This is a genomic window from Verrucosispora sioxanthis (genome assembly GCF_010560025.1).
Lineage (GTDB): Bacteria > Actinomycetota > Actinomycetes > Mycobacteriales > Micromonosporaceae > Micromonospora > Micromonospora palythoicola.
On the sequence record NZ_SAIY01000004.1, the window covers coordinates 397,359 to 415,061 of the forward strand.

General features: G+C 72.3%; 17 protein-coding genes and 2 tRNA genes. 7 read left to right on the forward strand and 12 right to left on the reverse strand.

Annotation, left to right across the window (positions count from 1 at the left end; translation table 11 throughout):
* From ENC19_RS14595 to ENC19_RS14610, 4 genes are all read right to left on the reverse strand, one after another.
* Complete coding sequence (locus tag ENC19_RS14595; protein ID WP_281603094.1) at positions 1-816, reverse strand: sigma-70 family RNA polymerase sigma factor; 816 nt, start codon at positions 814-816, stop codon at positions 1-3.
* Positions 817-1,064: 248 nt separating this feature from the next.
* A complete protein-coding gene (locus tag ENC19_RS14600) occupies positions 1,065-1,676 on the reverse strand; it encodes an alpha/beta hydrolase family protein (protein ID WP_164447728.1) in 612 nt (203 codons plus the stop codon).
* A gap of 41 nt (positions 1,677-1,717) precedes the next feature.
* Positions 1,718-2,110 carry a WhiB family transcriptional regulator gene (locus tag ENC19_RS14605; protein WP_093405204.1) on the reverse strand — a complete coding sequence of 131 codons (393 nt, stop codon included), beginning with the start codon at positions 2,108-2,110 and terminating at the stop codon, positions 1,718-1,720.
* Positions 2,111-2,307: 197 nt separating this feature from the next.
* Positions 2,308-3,018, reverse strand: a complete 711-nt coding sequence (locus ENC19_RS14610) for an SOS response-associated peptidase (RefSeq protein ID WP_164447729.1) — start codon at positions 3,016-3,018, stop codon at positions 2,308-2,310.
* A gap of 101 nt (positions 3,019-3,119) precedes the next feature.
* Here ENC19_RS14610 and aroA point away from each other — a divergent pair, with 101 nt between their 5' ends.
* The 4 genes from aroA to ENC19_RS14630 all read left to right on the forward strand — a co-directional run bounded on the left by aroA (position 3,120) and on the right by ENC19_RS14630 (position 7,445).
* A complete protein-coding gene (gene aroA / locus ENC19_RS14615; RefSeq protein ID WP_164447730.1) occupies positions 3,120-4,424 on the forward strand; it encodes a 3-phosphoshikimate 1-carboxyvinyltransferase in 1,305 nt (434 codons plus the stop codon).
* A gap of 18 nt (positions 4,425-4,442) precedes the next feature.
* Positions 4,443-5,516: a ribosome small subunit-dependent GTPase A gene (gene rsgA / locus ENC19_RS14620; protein WP_208020908.1), complete on the forward strand. Its 1,074-nt coding sequence runs from the start codon at positions 4,443-4,445 to the stop codon at positions 5,514-5,516.
* Positions 5,517-5,620: 104 nt separating this feature from the next.
* On the forward strand, positions 5,621-6,433 hold the full coding sequence (hisN, locus tag ENC19_RS14625; RefSeq protein ID WP_164447731.1) for a histidinol-phosphatase: 813 nt from the start codon (positions 5,621-5,623) through the stop codon (positions 6,431-6,433).
* 49 nt (positions 6,434-6,482) lie between these two features.
* The gene (locus tag ENC19_RS14630; protein ID WP_166458653.1) at positions 6,483-7,445 is read left to right on the forward strand and encodes a hypothetical protein; all 963 of its coding nucleotides are present in this window, start codon (positions 6,483-6,485) and stop codon (positions 7,443-7,445) included.
* Here ENC19_RS14630 and ENC19_RS14635 read toward each other — a convergent pair.
* Positions 7,400-8,602: a glycosyltransferase gene (locus tag ENC19_RS14635; RefSeq protein ID WP_164447733.1), complete on the reverse strand. Its 1,203-nt coding sequence runs from the start codon at positions 8,600-8,602 to the stop codon at positions 7,400-7,402. The genes ENC19_RS14630 and ENC19_RS14635 overlap by 46 nt on opposite strands.
* Positions 8,603-8,737: 135 nt before the next feature.
* Between ENC19_RS14635 and ENC19_RS14640 the strand changes: the two genes are divergently transcribed.
* Together ENC19_RS14640 and ENC19_RS14645 are read left to right on the forward strand one after the other, a co-directional pair.
* The gene (locus ENC19_RS14640) at positions 8,738-9,718 is read left to right on the forward strand and encodes an SDR family oxidoreductase (RefSeq protein WP_164447734.1); all 981 of its coding nucleotides are present in this window, start codon (positions 8,738-8,740) and stop codon (positions 9,716-9,718) included.
* 68 nt (positions 9,719-9,786) lie between these two features.
* Complete coding sequence (locus tag ENC19_RS14645) at positions 9,787-10,359, forward strand: DUF5709 domain-containing protein (protein ID WP_164447735.1); 573 nt, start codon at positions 9,787-9,789, stop codon at positions 10,357-10,359.
* A 17-nt stretch (positions 10,360-10,376) separates the two neighbouring features.
* Here the strand turns inward: ENC19_RS14645 and ENC19_RS14650 are convergent, their stop codons facing one another.
* Both ENC19_RS14650 and macS read right to left on the reverse strand, forming a co-directional pair.
* Positions 10,377-11,024: a response regulator gene (locus ENC19_RS14650; protein WP_164447924.1), complete on the reverse strand. Its 648-nt coding sequence runs from the start codon at positions 11,022-11,024 to the stop codon at positions 10,377-10,379.
* A gap of 14 nt (positions 11,025-11,038) precedes the next feature.
* A complete protein-coding gene (macS, locus tag ENC19_RS14655; RefSeq protein WP_328824247.1) occupies positions 11,039-12,163 on the reverse strand; it encodes a MacS family sensor histidine kinase in 1,125 nt (374 codons plus the stop codon).
* A 116-nt stretch (positions 12,164-12,279) separates the two neighbouring features.
* Here macS and ENC19_RS14660 point away from each other — a divergent pair, with 116 nt between their 5' ends.
* Positions 12,280-12,753, forward strand: coding sequence for an ATP-binding protein (locus ENC19_RS14660; protein ID WP_164447736.1), 474 nt, complete (start codon positions 12,280-12,282; stop codon positions 12,751-12,753).
* Positions 12,754-12,765: 12 nt separating this feature from the next.
* Here ENC19_RS14660 and ENC19_RS14665 read toward each other — a convergent pair whose 3' ends face one another.
* From ENC19_RS14665 to ENC19_RS14685, 5 genes are all read right to left on the reverse strand, one after another.
* Complete coding sequence (locus tag ENC19_RS14665; RefSeq protein WP_164447737.1) at positions 12,766-13,596, reverse strand: phosphoribosylaminoimidazolesuccinocarboxamide synthase; 831 nt, start codon at positions 13,594-13,596, stop codon at positions 12,766-12,768.
* A 101-nt stretch (positions 13,597-13,697) separates the two neighbouring features.
* Positions 13,698-13,937, reverse strand: coding sequence for a hypothetical protein (locus ENC19_RS14670; RefSeq protein WP_164447738.1), 240 nt, complete (start codon positions 13,935-13,937; stop codon positions 13,698-13,700).
* 122 nt (positions 13,938-14,059) lie between these two features.
* Positions 14,060-14,133, reverse strand: a tRNA-Met gene (locus ENC19_RS14675).
* Between the two features lie 236 nt (positions 14,134-14,369).
* A tRNA-Met gene (locus ENC19_RS14680) sits at positions 14,370-14,443 on the reverse strand.
* A gap of 183 nt (positions 14,444-14,626) precedes the next feature.
* Entirely contained in the window at positions 14,627-17,650 is a 3,024-nt protein-coding gene (locus tag ENC19_RS14685) for a UPF0182 family membrane protein (RefSeq protein WP_166458569.1), read from the reverse strand.
* Between the last annotated feature and the right edge of the window lie 53 nt (positions 17,651-17,703).

Here is a 17,703-nt window from a genome sequence, read left to right on the forward strand (position 1 = left end):
TCACACCTCCCGGCCGGTGGCGGCGGTCGAGCTCCGGGCCGGTTGGGCCGCGGAGAAGCCCCGCTCCGCGGCGTACCCCTCAAGCAGCTTGCGCAGATTACGACGTCCACGGTGCAACCGCGACATCACCGTGCCGATCGGCGTGCCCATGATGTCGGCGACCTCCTTGTAGGAGAAGCCCTCGACATCGGTCAGGTAGACCGCCAGCCGGAACTCCTCCGGCAACTGCTGGAGGGCCTCCTTGACGTCGCTGTCCGGCAGCCGGTCGAGCGCCTCGGTCTCGGCGGACCGCAGCCCGCTGGAGGTGTGCGACTCAGCCTCGGCCAACTGCCAGTCGGTGATCTCGTCGGTGGGCGCCTGCACCGGTTGGCGCTGCCGCTTGCGGTACGAGTTGATGTAGGTGTTGGTCAGGATCCGGTAGAGCCAGGCCTTCAGGTTCGTGCCCTGCTCGAACTGGTGGAAGGCGGCGTACGCCTTAAGGTAGGTCTCCTGGACCAGGTCCTCGGCATCCGCCGGGTTACGCGTCATCCGCAGGCCGGCCGCGTACAACTGATCGACGAATGGCATCGCGTCCCGTTCGAACCGGGCCCTGCGCTCGTCCGTCTTCTCCGTGGTCAACCGCACATCCCCTCGGGTTGGATGCTTCCCCGCCGAGGATACGCGCACCGACCTTCCGGAAGATTCGGTTCCGACGGGTGTGCCCGTCGCCACCTCGACCGGTGGTACCGCCGCCGGCCAGTTCGGGCCGGCAAGCAGCTTTCTGAGCTGCCGTGCCTCCCGCTCGTCCTGTCCCCGGTTCCGGATCTCGGTCGGCACCGGTCACCCCCTCGCACAGTGGTTGTCCGAGGTGTTCAACGCGTGCCATGGGCCGACACATTCCGGCTCGGACCCGGGCGTTCCTGGTCCCTGCCCCGGCGGTGCGACCGAAGCTGGGACCAGGAAGGGCCTGGGAGCCCGGTGTCGCCGCCCGGACCGGGCACTGGGACACCACCGGGTGCAACGAAGCGGCGCGGCCGGCGGACACGGCACCGGTGACGTGGTGGCCCGAAGGCAGCCCAGTGGCGTCAGGCACCGGCCCAACCGTGCTCACGCAGCCAGTCCACCGTCAGGGCGGCCGTACCGACGGGGTCGCCCCGCAGGTCGTGCCGCTCTCCCGACCGGACCACCACCCGCACCCCCGGGCCCGGCTCCGGCACACCGAACGGATCCCGATCCCCGTTCACCACCAGGGTCGGCACACCGGTCACCAGCTCACCGGCCCGGCTCCGGTCCGGTCGACCGGGCGGGTGCAACGGGAAGGCGAGTGCCACCACCCCGGCGGCGCCCACCGTGCGCGCCGTCCGACAGGCCACCCGCGCACCGCTGGAACGGCCACCCACCACCAGCGGTACGCCCGGCTGCCGCTGCCGCAGCGCCGTCAGCACGACGGACCACGCCTCGTCGAGGTGCCCGGCCGGTGCCGGTGCGCGACGGCCGGCGACCCGGTAGGGCTGGGTCACCCGCGCCACCACCAACCCGGCGGCCACCGCCGCGTCGCGCAGGGCGATCAGATCCGGGGCGTCGACGCCGCCTCCGGCCCCGTGCCCGAGCACCAGCAGGGCTCGGGGCGGACCGGACGGTTCGTCGGTGTCGACCCGAGCGGGTCCGCGCGGAGTGTCGAGGACGTCATGCGGCACCGCCCCATTGAACCCGTTTCGACCGGGACCACGCCCGTCGGTCAGCTCAACGGCACCAGGGTGAGCAGCCGGTCGCGCACCGGCGGGCCGGGCTCACCGGCGGCATCGGGATCGGGTTGCACCTCGCTGCGCCAGGCGACGAGCATCGCCCGCCGCTCCCGTGGGGTGGTGCCACCCCAGACCCCGTGACAGTCGCCGACCTCGAGCGCCCACGCCAGACAGGAGCCCTGCACGTCGCAGCTGCGGCACAGGGCCACCGCCGCGTCGGCCGGCTCGTTCGGCGCCGGAAAGAACGTCTCCGGGTCGACACTCTGACAGGTGCCCCTGGTACGCCAGGCTTCGTCCTGTCGCCGCTCACGCAACGCCCGCAACAGTCGCGGATCACGTCGCGCGGCGGCCACCTCGTGCGGACGGGGCATACGCGCCCGTGTCATCCACCCACCTCCCCCGTGGGACCAGCAACATCGATGGAGATCGTTCACCCGACGTGAACGACACCCACCACCGGCGCTGTGTTGTATCGCATTTGCGCACACGGGGACAAGACTTCGCCGGGAAGTTGGCAGAAGGTTCGAGTCACCTTTCACCCACAATCGCAGCAAATCACTCGCGACAATGTGCCGGGGCGCGATCAGAAGAGCGTCGGTTCCGCCGGCTCACCCGGACGGGTCAGCGGCACCCGGGCGGTCAGTCCGGGACCGTCGTTGCGTACATCGCCCACGGCCCGCCCCACCGGCCGCACCTCCAACCGGGTCAGCCAGTCCAGTGGCGGCGGTGCGAGCAGCTCGGCCCGGTCCGCGCCGTCGTCCAGCCAGGTCGCCCAGCGCTCGGGCGGCAGCAGCAACGGCATCCGGTCGTGCACCTCGGCCAGTTCGCCGAGGGCCGTGGTGGTCAGCACGCTGAACGTCAGCAGCGTCGCGTCCGGGCGGTCCCAGACCGACCAGATGCCGGCGAAGGCGAGCACCGAGCCGTCGCGTGGGGTCATGTAGTACGGCTGCTTCGCACCGTCGGCCAGCCGCACCCACTCGTACCAGCCGTCGGCGGGTACCAGACACCGGCGGCGGGCGAAGGACGGCGCGTACGCCCGGCTGGTGGCGACGGTCTCGGCACGCGCGTTGATCATGCGGGCCGCGCCGGCGGGCGACCGGGACCACTGTGGTACCAGACCCCAGCGGCCCCGCGAGAGCGCCCGGTGCCCCGCGGCACCGATGCGGACCAGCGGCACCGGATCGGTCGGCGCGACGTTGTGATCGGCGACCAGCCCGCCCGCGGTCTCGTCGACCGCCTCGAACAGGCCGCTCAGGTCACCGGCGCCGCGGGTCGTGGCGTACCTACCGCACATGCCGCTCACGCTAGCGCGCGGTCCGCCGGGCGGCTGTCCCGCTCACCGGGAGTGGCGGTGACCCTAGCGCCACCGGGACCCCGGCACGGCAGAATGTAACCGTGGGGAATGTGACCGCGACCCGGCCGCTACAGCCGTGGACCGCACCGACCGCCAGTGACCCGGTGTCGGCGTCGCTGCGCCTGCCCGGTTCCAAGTCGATGACCAACCGCGCCCTGGTGCTCAGCGCGCTGGCCACCGGACCCTCGACCCTGTCCCGGCCGCTGCGGGCCCGGGACACCGAACTGATGGCCGCCGCGCTGCGGGCGATGGGAGCGCACGTCTCGATCGCCGACGACGAGCGCTGGCTGGTCCGGCCGCACCGGCTGTTCGGCCCGGCCCACGTCGACGTGGGGCTGGCCGGCACGATCATGCGCTTCGTGCCGCCGGTGGCGGGGCTGGCCGACGGGCAGGTCACCCTCGACGGTGACCCGCACGCCCGCACCCGCCCGCTCGGCCCGCTGATCGAGGCCCTGCGCTCGCTCGGCGTACGCGTCGACACTCCCCCCTCGGGGAGCCTGCCGCTCGTGGTGCTGGGCGCCGGCCGGGTGACCGGCGGCGAGGTCGTGATCGACGCCTCCGCCTCCAGCCAACTGGTCTCCGGGCTGCTGCTCGCCGCTCCCCGCTTCGACCGTGGGCTGGTGGTCCGGCACGTCGGCCCGCCGGTGCCCTCCGCACCGCACCTGCGGATGACCGTGCAGATGCTGCGCGCCGCCGGCGCCGCGGTCGACGACAGCACCCCCGACGTCTGGGCGGTCGAGCCCGGGCCGTTGACCGGGCGTAGCTGGGAGATCGAGCCGGACCTGTCCGGCGCGGTGCCGTTCTTCGCCGCCGCCATGGTCACCGGCGGCGAGGTGACCCTGCGCGGCTGGCCGGCGCGGGGCAGCGCCCAGCCGGTCGAGCGGCTGCGCGCACTGCTGCAGCAGATGGGGGCGACGGTCGCCCTGACCACCGAGGGGCTCGCGGTACGCGGCACCGGCCCGGTGAAGGGGTTGCGCGCCAACCTGTCCGACGTCAGCGAACTGACCCCGGCGCTCACCGCGCTGGCCATGCTCGCCGACTCGCCGTCGGTCTTCACCGGCGTCAGCCACATCCGTGGCCACGAGACGGACCGGTTGGCCGCCCTGGCGCGGGAGTTCACCGGGCTCGGCGCGGACATCACCGAGTCGGCGGACGGGCTGGAGATCCGACCCCGACCGCTGCACGGCGGCGTGTTCCGCACCTACCATGATCACCGGATGGCGCACGCGGCGGCGGTGACCGGGCTGGTCGTGCCGGGCGTCGAGCTGGACGACGTGTCGTGTACCTCCAAGACCATGCCCGAGTTCCCGGCACTATGGTCGGCACTGGTGACCGGTAAGAGCTGAGCGGAAGAAGGGTCGGCCCTGGCGACCAGGCGGCGCGAGTACGACGAGGACGACGTCCGGGTCCGGCCCGGCAGGTCCTCCCGCCCGCGTACCCGGACCCGGCCCCGGCACGCCGACGCCAAGGACGGTTTCGTCATCGCGGTGGACCGCGGGCGCTACACCTGCGTACTGCCCGGCGCCGGGCCGGACGACCCCACCGTCACCGCGATGCGCGCCCGCGAGCTGGGCCGCAAGTCGGTGGTGGTCGGTGACCGGGTCGGGCTGGTCGGTGACACCTCCGGTTCGTCCGGGGCGCTGGCCCGCATCGTCCGGATCGAACCACGGCGGTCCGTGCTCCGGCGCACCGCCGAGGACGACGCCAGCACCGCCGAGGGCCGGTTGGAGCGGGTGGTGGTCGCCAACGCCGACCAGCTAGTGATCGTCAGCGCGCTCGCCGATCCACCGCCGCGCACCGGATTCATCGACCGTTGCCTGGTCGCCGCGTACGACGCGGGCATCGAACCGCTGCTCTGCCTGACCAAGGCCGATCTCGCCGGGCCGGAGACGGTGCTCGACTACTACACCGAGCTGGAACTGCCGTATCTGCTCATCCGTCCGGACTCCTCGTTGGACGCGCTGCGCAGCCTGTTGACCGGCCGGGTCTCGGTGCTCGTCGGTCACTCCGGGGTGGGCAAGTCGACGCTCGTCAACCGCCTGGTGCCGGAGGCCGAACGGGCGGTCGGCACGGTGAGCGCGATCGGCCGGGGGCGGCACACGTCGACAAGCGCGGTGGCGTTGCGGCTACCCGCGCCACCCGACGCGGACCCGGATCCCGGCTGGATCGTGGACACTCCGGGCGTACGCAGTTTCGGGCTGGCCCACGTCTCGGCCGAGAGTCTGCTGCACGGCTTTTCGGACCTGGTCGAGGCCACCGCCGACTGCCCGGCGAACTGCCCGCACACCGCCGACGAGGCCGACTGCGCACTCGACGCCTGGGTGGCGACCGGGCGGGCCGACCCGCGCCGGCTGGCCTCGTACCGCCGGTTGCTGGCCTCCCGCGCCGGGGAGACCGACCAACGGACCGAGCCCGACCCACGCGGACGCCCGGAGTGACCCGGCGGGGCGCGGGTCCGCCGGCGCGGCGCGGTCGCGCCGCCGACGTGCCGTAGCCCGGCCCCCGGCGTCGACGCGGTACCGGCGTCGCTACCGTGTCCGGCATGACCGGTTACGCCGCTGACCTGACCCTCGCCCACCGGCTCGCCGACGCCGCCGACGCCCTGTCGACGGCCCGGTTCCGGGCCCTGGACCTGCGGGTCGAGTCGAAGCCCGACCTGACTCCGGTCTCCGACGCGGACACCGCCGTGGAGCGCGAGATCCGCGCCCTGCTCGCCGAGCACCGGCCCGACGACGGGCTGCTCGGCGAGGAGTACGGCGCGACGCCGACCGCCGGAGCGCGCCAGTGGGTGGTGGACCCCATCGACGGCACCAAGAACTTCGTCCGGGGTGTGCCGATCTGGGCCACGCTCATCGCCCTGCTGGAGGACGGCCGTCCGGTCGCCGGGCTGGTCTCCGCGCCGGCCCTGGGGCGCCGCTGGTGGGCAGCACGAGGCACCGGGGCGTACGCGGGACCGAACGCCTCCCGGGGCGTGCCCATCCGGGTCTCCGGGGTGACCCGGCTGGCCGACGCCAGCCTCTGCTACTCGTCGCTGGAGGGCTGGGAGAAGGCCGGCCGGCTCGACGCCGTGCTGCAACTGATGCGGGACACCTGGCGCAGCCGGGCCTACGGCGACTTCTACGGTTACATGCTGTTGGCCGAGGGCGCGCTGGACGTGATGATCGAGCCCGAGCTGTCCCTGTGGGACGTGGCCGCACTGGTACCCATCGTGACCGAAGCGGGCGGCACGATCACCGATCTGGCCGGCCACCCGGCCCCGGCAGGCGGCGACAACAGCACCCTGGCCAGCAACGGCGCACTGCATCCCGACATCCTCCAGCGCCTCGGTAGCCCGCCGCGCATTGACGCCCGGTAACCTCTATCCTCGCCAGGTGGCTACCTCCGGTTGGTGTTTCCTGGCGGCGATGATCGTCGCGTACGGCGTCGCCAACCTGTTGCAGTCGGTCGCCGCCGCCCGCACCACGGTGCACCGCACCTTCGATCCCGGGTTGCTGCTGCGCCTGGCCGGGCACCGCACCTACCTGGTCGGGCTGGCCTGTCAGGTGGCCGGTTTCGTCCTGGCCTTCCTGTCCCGGCGGGATCTGCCACTGTTCCTGGTGCAGGCGAGCGTGGCTGCCGGGCTCGGCGTCACCGCCCTGCTCGGCGTGATCCTGCTGAAGTGGCGGCTGCCGGTGGCCGAGGTCGCGTTGCTGGTGCTGCTCTTCGCCGGCATCACCGCGCTGGTGCTCGCCGCCCGCCCGGCACCGTCGAAGGGGCTCGGCACCGGGGGCACGGTCGCCCTGCTGGTGGCCCTGGCGGTGATCGCGGTGCTGGGGTTCTTCGCGGTCCGGTTGCACGGCGCGCCGGGGTCGGTGGCGCTCGGGTCGCTGGCCGGGCTGGCCTTCTCCGCCGCCGCGGTGGCGGCCCGCCCACTGGCCTCCGCGCCGGGTTGGGACGCCTTTCTCAGCGACCCGCTGCTCTACCTGCTCGTCGGCCACTCGGTGGTCGGCCAGTTGCTGCTCGGGCTGGCGATGCAGCGCGGTTCCACCACGGCGGCGGTGGCCGCCATGGACGCTGCCGGCGCGGTACCCGCCGCGATCGTCGGGCTGCTGCTGCTCAACGACAAGATCTGGCCGGGCCGGGAGTGGCTGGCCGGGATCGGTTTCCTGGTCACCCTCGCCGCTGTCGTCGGGCTCACCCGGTACGCGGAGCCGCAGCACCACCACGCCGTCGCCCGGGAGACCACCCGGGCGGTGGTGGGCCCCCGGCCGCCGCTCGTGCCGCATTCCGCCGTCGCGGGTTGCGAGGTCGCCGCGGCCGGTGGCGCGGGTGATCCGCTGACTCAGGCCGCCTCGACCGGCTTGCGCCGGCCCACCACCCGCTCGTAGAGGCGTTCCAGGGCACTGGCCGTGCGTTCCCAGGTGTAGCTGCACCGCACCCGGTCGACCGCGGCGTGCCCGTACGCGAAGCGGCTGGCGTTGTCGGCGAGCAGCCGACGCAGCGTCATCCCGAGGGTGCGTACGTCGCCCGGCGGCACCAGCTTGCCGGTCACCTCGTCGACCACGGCGTCGGCGATGCCGCCCATGGCGTAGCCCACCACCGGGACGCCGCAGGCCATCGCCTCCAGCGACACCCGCCCCGCCGAGGAGTAGTGCGGGGTGCAGGCCACCACGTCGGCCGAGCGGTACCAGGTGGCCATCTGCTCGTGCGGCACCGCGCCCACCAGGTGCACCTGGTCGCCGACCCCGGCCCGGTCGGCCAGCTCACGCAGCCGGCGGGCCTCGGCGTGGTTGGCCAACTGGTCCGTCGGCGGCCCGCCGGCGATGACCAACTCCGCGTCGCCGACCAGTCGCATCGCCCGGATCAGGTCCTCCTGGCCGTGACCTCGCCCCAGCCCGCCCACCGAGAGGATCCGGGGGCGCTGCTCGCGGGGGGCGGCCTCACCGTCGGGATGGAAGCGTTCCGTGTCCACCCCGGTCGGGACCATCGCGACCGAGGCACGTTGCAGGCCCATCCGGGTCAACTCGTCGACCTCGTCGTTGCACTGGGCGACCGCGATGTCCACCGCCCGGGTCAGCGCCCGTTCCAGCGGTATCCGGGTGCCCGGCCCGTCGTACTGGGCACCGAGGTGGCGCAGCTGTTCCATGCCGATCGAGTGGAACGTCTGCACCATCGGAATGTCGGTCTCCCGCACGGCGTGCGCGGCGGCCAGGCCCCCGATCCAGTAGTGACCGTGCACCACCTCGGGTGTCCAGTCGCCGGCCCACCGGTCGGCCAGCCACTCGCCGTACGCGGACACGTAGGGCACCAGTTCGGCCGTGGGGATCGGCGCGACCGGGCCCACCGGTGCGCGTTCCACCCGGTAGCCGTCCAGGATGTCGGTTTCGCTGGCCTCTGGGTCGTCCCGGCGGATGTACACCCGCACGTCGTGACCTCGCCCGGCCAGTTCGGCCGCGACCCGTGCGATGTGCTGGTAGGTGCCGACGACGGTTCCGTCGCCGAACGGCGGCGCAGCGGCGTGGGCACAGACAAGGCCGACGCGCATGGGTCACCTCCATGCGGATGGGGCGGTGCTCTCCGGTCAGAGCGTCCCATTAACCGGCCTCCGAAGAGCCGAAACCTCGCAGATCGGGAACACACTCGGCGGCATGACCCGCACCCGACGGGGTACCGATGAGGAATGCCCCTCGCCCGAAACCTCGCCGACGCCACCATCGTGATCACCGGCGCCTCCAGCGGCATCGGCACCGCGACCGCGTACGCCCTGGCGCGTCACGGCAGCACCGTGGTGCTGGCCGCGCGCTCCGAGCCGGCTCTGCGCGAGGTGGCCCGGCACTGTCGCGAGCTGGGCGGTCGCACCCTGGTGGTGCCCACCGACGTGACGGACGCGGACGCCATGCGCCGGCTCGCCGCGACCGCGGTGGCGGAGTTCGGCCGGATCGACGCCTGGATCAACAACGCCGCCGTCGGCACCATCGGGTTGTTCGACGAGATCCCGGTGGCGGAGTTCCGCCGGGTGCTGGAGGTCAACCTGCTCGGTACGGCGAACGGCATCCGGGCGGCGCTGCCGCACCTCAGCGCTGCCGGTGGCGGCGTCGTGGTCAACAACGCCTCGGTGCTGGCCGAGGTGGCGATGCCGTACCAGTCCCCGTACAACGCGGCCAAACACGCCATGCGGGGACTGTCCGACACGGTTCGCCAGGAACTGCGGGCCACCGGACGGGGATCGGTCTCGATCTGCACCGTGCTGCCGGCCACCATCGACACCCCGTTCTTCCGGCACGCCGCCAACCACAGCGGCCGGCAGGTCCTGCCGCCACCACCGGTCTATCCGCCGGAGGTGGTCGCGGAGACGATCGTCCGGTTGCTCAGGCGACCCCGTCGGGAGGCGTACGCCGGCGGTGCCGCCCGCCTGATCGGCATGCAGTGGCGGCTGGCACCGGCACTGGCCGAACGGGTCCTCGGCTGGTATGGCCGGTACACCCAGTTCGGGCCGCCGCCGACGGCCGACACCACCGGCAACGTCTTCCGTCCCGACGCCGCGGCGAGCACCGACGGCGGCTGGCACGGCCGGCGTCGCCAACTGGTCCGGATCTCCGCCGCGTTCGGGCTGGCCGCCGCCGGCACCGCCGCCGCGCTGGCCCGGCGGTTGACCCGCTGAGGACGGGACGTGGCGACCTCGCCCGGCCGGGCCGGTTACGGCGGGAGGGCAGCGGGTAGTGGTCAGTCATGCGCGACGACGAGTACCCGACCCCCGTGTCCGATCCCGAGGCCGACGGCCTGCCCGACACCGCCGACGACGATTCGACGGCCGGGGACGACGTGCTGACCGGTCGGGAAGCGGACGGCCCGGCACCGGCTCAGCTGCCCGGTGACCGGACGCCGGTGGCGGTCGACGAGTTCGGCACCACCGCCGAGGAGCAGCTCGACGGCGAGTCGTTGGACTACAAGCTGAGCCGGGAACGGTTCGAGCTGCCGGTCGACGACCCGCTGGCCGGTCCGGTCGATCCGGACATCGCGGCCGAGGCGGACAGCCGGGAGCAGGCGGCGCAGGCGCAGCTCGACGCCGATGTGATCGATCCGGGCCCCACCTCCGACCCGAACTCCCCGGTCTCCCTCTACGACCACGACCGGCTGGGCACCAGTGCGGACGCGACCGTGGGCCGGCTGGTCGAACCGGACGAGGGGGCGCACACCGATCAGGAGACCGATTCGATCGCGTACGACGCGGGGGCCGCCGGTGGCGGTGCCAGCGCCGAGGAACTGGCCGTGCACGAGACCCGGCCGCCGCACTCGGTCTGACCAGCCGGCGCCGACGCTCAGTCGTCCAGGCCGCGTTCGATCGCGTACCGGGTCAGCTCGACCCGGTTGTGCAGCTGAAGCTTGCCGAGCGTGTTCTGCACGTGGTTCTGCACCGTACGGTGCGACAGCCCGAGGCGCTCGGCGATCTGCCGGTACGACATCCCCTTGGCCACCAGGCGCAGCACCTCGGTCTCCCGGTCGGTGAGCCGGGGTGCCGCCGCCGCCCGGGCCCCGGTCGCCGCGTGGTCACCGCCGGCGGCCAGTCGGCGGTACTCGCCGAGGACCAACCCGGCCAGGCCCGGCGTGAAGACGGGCTCGCCCGCCGCGGTGCGCCGCACCGCCGCCAGAAACTCCGCCAGCCCGGCGGATTTCAGCAGGTAGCCGGTGGCACCGGCCTTCACCGCGTCGAGCACGCCCTGCTGCTCACCGCTGGCCGAGAGCATGAGCACCCGCACCCCGGCGTGCGCCGCTCGCAGGCCGTGGATCACCTCGACGCCGGAGATGTCCGGCAGTTGCAGGTCGAGCACCACCACGTCGGGGCGGGCCGCGGCGACCACCCGGATCGCCTGGCGGCCCTCGCCACAGCTGGCCACCACCTCGTGACCAGCCTCGGCCAGGTCGCGGGCCACCCCTTCCCGCCACATCGGGTGATCGTCCACCACCATCACGCGTACGCCGTTCACGGCTGCCTCCTCGACACGGTGAGTTCCACCTCGGTGCCGGCACCCGGCGTCGAGTTGATCCGGGCGGTACCGCCCAGGTCGGTCAGCCGGCCCCGGATGGCCTGCGCGACGCCCAGCCGCCCCTGTGCCGCCGCCTCGGCCAGGCGTTCGGGCGGGAAACCCGGCCCCTCGTCCCGGATCGACACGGTGACCGCCGACCCCTCGTCCTCGACCAGCACCCAGGCCCGACCGCCGCCGTGCCGGGTCACGTTGTCCAGCGCCGCGGCGACGGCCGCCGCCAACTCGCGGGCCACCGCCGCAGGCAGCGGCACCGGGCCCGCCGGTGCGGACAGCGAGACGGTGGCCGAGGCGTGCCGGCCGAGCAGGGTGCGCAGATCCACCGGTGCGTCGGCGGCAGCGGCCGGGACCGCTGCGGCACCGGAGATCAGCGACCGCAGCGCCACCTCCTGCTCGCCGGCCAGCCGGGCCAGCTCGCCCGCCTCCCCGTCAAGGTGGGCACCACGCCGCTGGACCAGGGCGAGCACCTGGAGCACCGAGTCGTGGATGTCCCGGGCCAACCGTTCGCGTTCCCGGGTGGCGGCCTCCAACTCGACCGCCCGGTGCAGCCGTTCCCCGGCGGTCACCGTGAGCCGGGCGACGTGCCCGACCACCACGCCGGCCAGCAGCATCAGGATCGCGCCGTTGAACGCGCTCGGGGTGACCATGCCCCGGGTGCTCAGGTCGGTCGCGCCGAGCACCAGCGCCGCGACCGCGCCGCGCCGCCGCCCACCGGCGACCGCCCAGGCCAGCACCGGCCCGCTCAGCCAGGCCACCGGCAGGGTCGGCAGCCCGGCGTCGAGCGCCGGTCGGCCCATCACCCACGGAGTGGCCAGCAGGATCGCCACCACCACGCCCAGATCGGTCAGGAGCAGTGGCCAGCCGCGCCGGGCCGGGACCGCGTACCCGATGGCGGCGACGCCGGTCCAGACCGCCATGACCAGCACCAACGCCCCGGCGGCGAGGGGATGGGCGTAGCGGTCCCCGTCGCGGATCAACACCACGCAGACGTACGCCAGGGACGCCACCCGGAAGACCGCGACGGCCCGCCAGAGCGGCACCGCGAAACCACCGGCAGCAGGCACGTGCGCCACGATGCCACAGGCCGCCGTGGCCCCCGACGGCCGATGCACCTCGAACAACCATGACGTACGGTGGTAAAAGCCGCGTAAAACTCTGCGATCTCTGTCGGGACGGGGCCATGACGAACGCAGGATCTCCCCCACCGCGTACGGTGGTGCCCATCGAACACGCCCTCCTGATCGCCGACGCCTTCGACCAGGCCCAGGTGACCGAGCTCCGACACTCGGTCGCCGCCTGCGCGCGCGCCGCCGGGCTGCGCGACGAGCGACTGGACGACTACGTGCTCGCCGTGAACGAGCTGATCACCAACGCGGTCCGGCACGGCGGCGGACGGGGCTGGCTGCGGCTGTGGAAAGAGCCCGGCCTGGTGTTGTGCGAGGTCGCCGATCACGGTCCCGGCATCAGCACGCAGGACCTCGGCAACCGCAGCCGACCCGCGCCCGACACGGCCGGTGGCTGGGGTCTCTGGCTGGCCCGCGAGCTGACCGACGCGATGGACGTGGAGACCGGATCGGCCGGCACCACGGTACGCATCACCAGCGCGACCGTCCCCGCCGAGCAGCACGTCGGCCGCCACCGCAGCGGCGAGTAACAGCCGCGGAACCTACCAGCGGTTGCCGGTCAGCTTCTCGTAGACATCCACGTAACGGGCCCGGGTGGCGTCGACCACGTCGGCGGGCACCTCCGGTGCCGGATGCCGCTTGTCCCACCCGCTGCGCGCCGCCCAGTCCCGCACGTACTGCTTGTCGTAGGAGAACTGGGCACGTCCGGGCTGGTACGACTCGGCCGGCCAGAACCGGGACGAGTCCGGGGTGAGCAGCTCGTCGCCGAGGACCAGGGTGCCGTCCGGCGCCCAGCCAAGCTCGATCTTGGTGTCGGCGACCAGGATGCCCCGATCGGCGGCCAGCTCGGCGCCTCGGCAGTACACGTCGATGGTCACCTGCCGCAACCGGTCGGCGGTCTGGGCGCCGACCTTGTCGGCCACCTCGGCGAAGGTCATCGGCTCGTCGTGCTCACCCACCGGCGCCTTGGTGGACGGCGTGAAGATCGGCTCGGGCAGGATGGACGCCTCCACCAGCCCGCGCGGCAGCTCGACACCGGAGACCTTCCCGGTGCTCTCGTACTCCTTCAGGCCGCCGCCGGTGAGAAAGCCGCGGGCGACGCACTCGACCGGGACCATCTCCAGCCGGCGGCACCGGATCGCCCGGCCGGCGAACTCCGGCGGCACGTCGGTGGCCGAGATCACGTGGTTGGGCACCAGGTCGGCCAGCTGCTCGAACCACCACAGCGACAGCGCGGTGAGCAGCTTGCCCTTGTCCGGAATCGGGGTCGGCAGGACCACGTCGTAGACGGAGATGCGGTCGGAGGCGACCAGGATCAGGTCATCGCCCTCGGCGTAGACGTCCCTCACCTTGCCCGAGTGCAGAAGTTCCACGCGGACAAGTAGACCACGCGCGGGGCGTACCGCCGCTGGCGGTACGCAGCGCGACCGCCAGCGGCGCGAGCGGTCCCGCCGGAACCGGCTGCCCGGGCCGGTCAGCGCCGGCGGCGGGTCATCCGGATCACCAGTAGGACGATCACAGCCACCACCGCCAGGCAGCAGAGCAGACTCAGGAAGCCGAAGACGCCGACGCCGCGCCCGCGCCGGCGAGCCGCCTCCACCACCAGTTCGCCGGTGCCGGTCGACGCCCACGCCGCGACCGGAACGAAGACCGTCAGCACGACCGTGCCCAGGAGCGTGCCGAGCCGCCCCCACCATTTACCGAAGGAAGACATGCGTTCATCCTTGCCGAGAGGTGCAACCCTGGCCGTCCGAACGACCGCGCGTGTCGACGTCGGGGACGGTGCCGGACAAACGACAGCGGCCCCGGACGGATCCGGGGCCGCTGTCGTAGCAGTAGCGGGGACAGGATTTGAACCTGCGACCTCTGGGTTATGAGCCCAGCGAGCTACCGAGCTGCTCCACCCCGCGTCGGTAGAACCAGCCTACCCCATCGGTAATCGTCCTCGTCGGCAGCCCCACCCGTACCGCCCCGACCGGTTGTCGGCTCCACCGCTCCACAGCCGATCCCCCGGTCAGCGGGTGTCGGTACCGAGCCGGACGGCCCTGGAAACACGCGGGCGCCCGGCCACGGCCCAGCAGGCCCGAGGACCCGGCCGACAAACGGAAACGGCCCCGGAGGACTCTCCGGGGCCGTTTCCGTGCAGTAGCGGGGACAGGATTTGAACCTGCGACCTCTGGGTTATGAGCCCAGCGAGCTACCGAGCTGCTCCACCCCGCGTCGGTAGATCCACCGTAGCGCACCACCCGCGTCGCCCGCAAAACGACCCACGGAACGCCTCGTGCCGGCGCACCGCCGCGCCGATCTCCGGTCGGCGTCCGGGCGGGTCGCCCCGCGGACACGGTGCGGCCCGCGGCCCCGGGCGAGGAACGCCGGAGTCGCGGGCCGCATCGTGGCTGTCGGTCAGCCGGTTGGTGAAGGGCTGCCGGACGGAGCCGGCGGGTTCGGCGTGCCGTTGCCGCCCGACGCCTGCTGAGCCTGCTGGAACGCGGTGAGCGCCTCGTCCAGTGCCGCCAGCGCACGACCGTACCGCTCGAAGTCGCCGGACGCCTGCGCGGCCCGCACCTCGGTGATCGCGGCCCGTACCCGCTCGGCGGCCGCACCGAGTTCGCCGGTGGGCGGCGGAGCGTCACCCGGCGACGGGGTGGCCGACGGCGACGGCGGCGGCGGCTCCTCGCCCTCGGGCGGTGGCTCCTCGCCCCCGGTCGGCGGCGGGTTACCGGCCGCGGCCTGCTTGCCCTGCTCGACGAGCTGCTTGATGCCGTCGGCGACGTTGTCGGCCAGCACGACGTAGGAACCACCGTCGCCGTACGACATCAGCACCTTCTGCAACAGCGGATACGCGTCCTGCTGGTTGCTCTTGACGTAGACCGGCTCGACGTAGAGCATCCCGTTGCCGAAGGGCAGCGACAGCAGGTTGCCGTACTGCACCTGGGCCTGGTTGGAGGAGAGCAGGTTCAGTTGCTGCCGGATGGTGGCGTTGGTGTTCGTCATCCGCTGGTGCACCTGCACCGGCCCGGAGATCGCCGTCTGGTCCGGCAGCTCCAGCACCTGCAACGTCGGCCTGCCGTCCTGGTACGAACCGGAGATCAGTGCGGCCAGGTTCTGCCGACCGTTGGGGGTCACCGCGCTGGTCAGCTGGAAGCGTGGCGCATCCTGGCCCGGGAACCGGGTGTAGAGGTAGTACGGCGGCTGCTTCTGCCCGCTGTCCGGCGCGTCCGGCACGTTCGGCACCTGCCAGAAGTCCTGGCCGGAGTAGAAGTCGCCGGGGTTGGTCACGTGGAACCGGGTCAGCAGGTTGCGCTGCACCTTGAACAGGTCGGCCGGGTACCGGAAGTGGTCGGCCAGCGCCGGCGGGATCTCGGCGCGTGGTTTGATCAGGTCTCCGCCGAACGCCTTGTTCCACGCCTTGAGCACCGGGTCGTTCTCGTCGAACTCGTAGAGAACCACGGTGCCGTCGTACGCGTCGACGGTCGCCTTCACGGAGTTCCGGATGTAGTTGACGTTCTCCCGGGCCAGCTGGATGGTGCCCCGGCCGGTCAGCTCGTCGGTGGTTTCCTGCTGGAGGTTGACCCGCTCCGCGTACGGATAGGTCGCGGCGGTGGTGTAACCGTCGACGATCCACTGCACCCGGCCGTCGACCAGGGCGGGGTACGGGTCACCGTCCAGCGTGAGGAACGGGGCGACCTTCTCCACCCGGTCCCGAGGGTTACGCACGTAGAGCAGCTTGGAGTTGTCGTTTACCGCCTCGGAGAGCAGGAAGTTCGCCTCCTGCTCCTTGATCGCGTAGAGCAGGCGACGGGTGAACGAGCCGATCTCGACGCCGCCGGAACCGGTGTAGGTGTAGTACGACTCGGGTCCCTCACCGTCCTCGCCGCTCTCCCCCGCCGGGCGGTCGAACTCGGCCGGGTTGGCGTCCGCGTTCGGCCTCCCGACGATGGCGTAGTCACCGGTGGCCATCCGCTCGCCGTAGTAGATCCGGGGCTGGCTCGCCGGGATCAGGTCGGTGGCCGACGCGCACGACTCCTGCGTCCGCTCGCCGAGCGAACCAGAGACGAAGAACGGCTGCCCACCGCAGACCACCCGGTTCGCGGGCGCGGCCACCACCCCGTAGCCGTGGGTGTAGACGGTGTGCCGGTTGATCCAGTTGCTCTGCTGCGCGGTCAACTCGCCATAGTTGATCTCACGTACGCCGACCACGTAGTCCTGGGTCGCGCCGTTTAGCGTGTACCTGTCGATGTCCAGCTTGGGACCGAAGTCGTAGAAGCCACGGACCTGCTGGAGCTGGGTGTAGGTCTCGCTGACCAGCTGCGGATCGAGCAGTCGGACGTTCGGCACCACCGACGTGTCGGTGGCCAGGCTCTCCGGCGGGTTCAGGTTGTTGGCCGAGTACGCCGAACTCTGGGTGATGTCCAGTCCGAACGACGCGCGGGTGGCGTCGATGCTGCGCTGGATGTACGGCGCCTCCTTGTCCCGGGCGCTGGGCTTGACCTCGAAGGTCTGCACCGCCCACGGGTAGATGCCGCCGATCGCCACCGCGGAGACGCCGAGCAGGGCCAACGAGATGCCCGGCCAGACCAGGTTGCGCATCCAGGCGTTGGAGAAGACGATGATCGCGATCGCCACCACCACGGAGATGTAGGCGAGGATCTCCTTCGCCGGCAGCAGCGCGTTGATGTCGGCGTAGCCGGCGCCGTAGACGTTCACGCCGTCGTTGTACTCCAACAGCATCGCTCGCCGGTCCAGCACGTACGCGACGGCCTTGAGCAGGACGAAGACCGCGACCAGCGTACTCAGGTGGGCCCGGGCGGCGTTGCTCATCCGGTCGCCGACGCCCTGCAGGCGCACCCCGCCGAACAGGTAGTGCACGGCCAGTGCGCCGATCAGCGCCAGCACCACCGAGGTGAAACCGAGCCCCAGCAGGAACCGCCAGAACGGCAGCTGGAAGACGTAGAAACCGACATCGACGCCGAACTCCGGGTCGTCCACACCGAAGTTGCCGCCGTGCAGGAAGAGCAGCCACTGGTTCCAGCGGCTCTGCGCCGACAGGCCGGCGAAGAGGCCGACGATGGCGGCGGCCGCAGTGATCCACAGGCCCAGTCGGGGGCCGAGCAGCATCCGGTACCGCTCCAGGGTGGCCTGTTCCGGTGAGTGGGGTCGCATCCGTGGGCGTAGCCGTTGCGCGAGCCAGAGATTGCCGCCGACGATCGCCGCCATCGCCAGGCCCGCGGCCAGGAAGAGCAGCAGCCGGGTGACCAGCACCCCCCGGAACACCTCGGTGTAGTCGACCTCGGAGAACCAGAGCCAGTCCGTCCAGGCCTGCACTCCCCAGCCGAGCAGGGTGAACAGCACGAACACCCCGATCAGGACCCCGATCGTGACGCGTCCGCGTCGGCTCATCCTCGGCAGGGGGCTGCTGCTACGCATGACCACTGTTGGCTCCGCACGCTCGTTATGATCGGCTCCGACCAGGCACCCAG

Coding starts and splice junctions, on each gene's coding strand:
- ENC19_RS14605 (WP_093405204.1), bottom strand. CDS start 2,110: ATGACACGGGCGCGTATGCCCCGTCCGCACGAGGTGGCCGCCGCGCGA.
- ENC19_RS14610 (WP_164447729.1), bottom strand. CDS start 3,018: ATGTGCGGTAGGTACGCCACGACCCGCGGCGCCGGTGACCTGAGCGGC.
- hisN (WP_164447731.1), top strand. CDS start 5,621: ATGACCGGTTACGCCGCTGACCTGACCCTCGCCCACCGGCTCGCCGAC.
- ENC19_RS14630 (WP_166458653.1), top strand. CDS start 6,483: ATGATCGTCGCGTACGGCGTCGCCAACCTGTTGCAGTCGGTCGCCGCC.
- ENC19_RS14635 (WP_164447733.1), bottom strand. CDS start 8,602: ATGCGCGTCGGCCTTGTCTGTGCCCACGCCGCTGCGCCGCCGTTCGGC.
- ENC19_RS14640 (WP_164447734.1), top strand. CDS start 8,738: ATGCCCCTCGCCCGAAACCTCGCCGACGCCACCATCGTGATCACCGGC.
- ENC19_RS14645 (WP_164447735.1), top strand. CDS start 9,787: ATGCGCGACGACGAGTACCCGACCCCCGTGTCCGATCCCGAGGCCGAC.
- ENC19_RS14650 (WP_164447924.1), bottom strand. CDS start 11,024: ATGGTGGTGGACGATCACCCGATGTGGCGGGAAGGGGTGGCCCGCGAC.
- ENC19_RS14660 (WP_164447736.1), top strand. CDS start 12,280: ATGACGAACGCAGGATCTCCCCCACCGCGTACGGTGGTGCCCATCGAA.
- ENC19_RS14670 (WP_164447738.1), bottom strand. CDS start 13,937: ATGTCTTCCTTCGGTAAATGGTGGGGGCGGCTCGGCACGCTCCTGGGC.
- ENC19_RS14685 (WP_166458569.1), bottom strand. CDS start 17,650: ATGCGTAGCAGCAGCCCCCTGCCGAGGATGAGCCGACGCGGACGCGTC.